This window comes from Halomonas llamarensis (genome assembly GCF_023555005.1).
GTDB classification, from domain to species: Bacteria; Pseudomonadota; Gammaproteobacteria; order Pseudomonadales; family Halomonadaceae; genus Vreelandella; species Vreelandella llamarensis.
Genome location: NZ_JAMJPJ010000081.1, coordinates 1 through 1,090, shown reverse-complemented (window position 1 = coordinate 1,090; position 1,090 = coordinate 1). Strand labels below are relative to the sequence as shown.

2 protein-coding genes are annotated in these 1,090 nt (G+C 50.9%); both read right to left on the bottom strand.

Annotated features, from left to right (window positions below; translation table 11 throughout):
- Positions 1–91 precede the first annotated feature (91 nt).
- The gene (locus M8006_RS18185) at positions 92–214 is read right to left on the bottom strand and encodes a hypothetical protein (RefSeq protein WP_284047118.1); all 123 of its coding nucleotides are present in this window, start codon (positions 212–214) and stop codon (positions 92–94) included.
- A 19-nt stretch (positions 215–233) separates the two neighbouring features.
- Positions 234–539: a hypothetical protein gene (locus tag M8006_RS17635; protein ID WP_250084508.1), complete on the bottom strand. Its 306-nt coding sequence runs from the start codon at positions 537–539 to the stop codon at positions 234–236.
- Between the last annotated feature and the right edge of the window lie 551 nt (positions 540–1,090).

Sequence of the window (1,090 nt, the reverse complement as noted above, 5' to 3'; positions counted from 1 at the left end):
AGATGGCCGAGCCAGAAAGCCTGCATGGCATTGAGTTCGTGGTTCATGAGAATCTCCTGGATAAAGGGAGCCTCAGTGTGGTCAGCAAAACTCAACGTGAGAAGATGTGTTTGGTGGAGCGCTTACCGCGAAACAGGAACTCAATCTGGAAACGCGCCTTGTAGTACGTCACTAATGTCATGGCATCCAGCGACGTATCCGTCGAAAACAGCAAGGCGGTTTTCACCTTGCCGTCACAACGTTTGACTAAATACACCACCCGTAACGATCTGATGCAACCCCAGCGCCACGACGCCCTGAAGATAGCGGGTTTTACTGTAATAGGCATCCGCCACGAGATAACGCACCTGGGGCGGTAGTGAGGCACAATCTTGCTGGAGGGGATGAAGATAGCTATCCACACGCGACAATTCACTCTCAGAGCGATCTATCGTTTGTCGTGTAGACGCCGTATTCTCCGTCATGTTCACCACGGCGAGCGTGGATATTTCCAGCCCCTTTTCGGCCCTGCCTGTGCCGCCACTGTAGAACTTACCCAACCCCTCGGTGTGTCGGCCACTTTTCGGAATGAAGCTGCCATCCGTGTCAGCAAACTCAAGCGATTGAACTTGGTAAAATCAAAATCACGCCGATACCACCGCGAAAAGGTCTTCTCGTGATAGTCACTGTAACGGCTGAGGTTGCGAAAATTGACGCGGCCTCTCAAGCACATCAACAAGGGAAGCAAGGCGAGATAAATCGCCGCTGAGGCTTTTTGAGACTGGACATCTGCTGAAAAATCGTATTGATTATTTCCATGAAAGCCTGTGCTCGGGCCGTGGTGTTGTGAGAAACCCTATTATCTGGGCATCAGGCTTTCTTTAAAACTGTTCGAACCATTGAAATAGGTAAGTGGATACAAATGGCAAAGTTAGGCTCAGAGAAAAAGCCGGTTATTGTTCGAGTTCATTCAGAAGCGAAAGCAAAGTAAGCGAGCCATTAACCACATCTGGGCAGGCGTCGCTCAGCCGGGTAATGTGTCCTTCCAGTGCCAGGGCAGCAGCGTGGTGAGCTCGTCGTCGTTGAGCGTGGGCAATGTTTCGAAGACGTA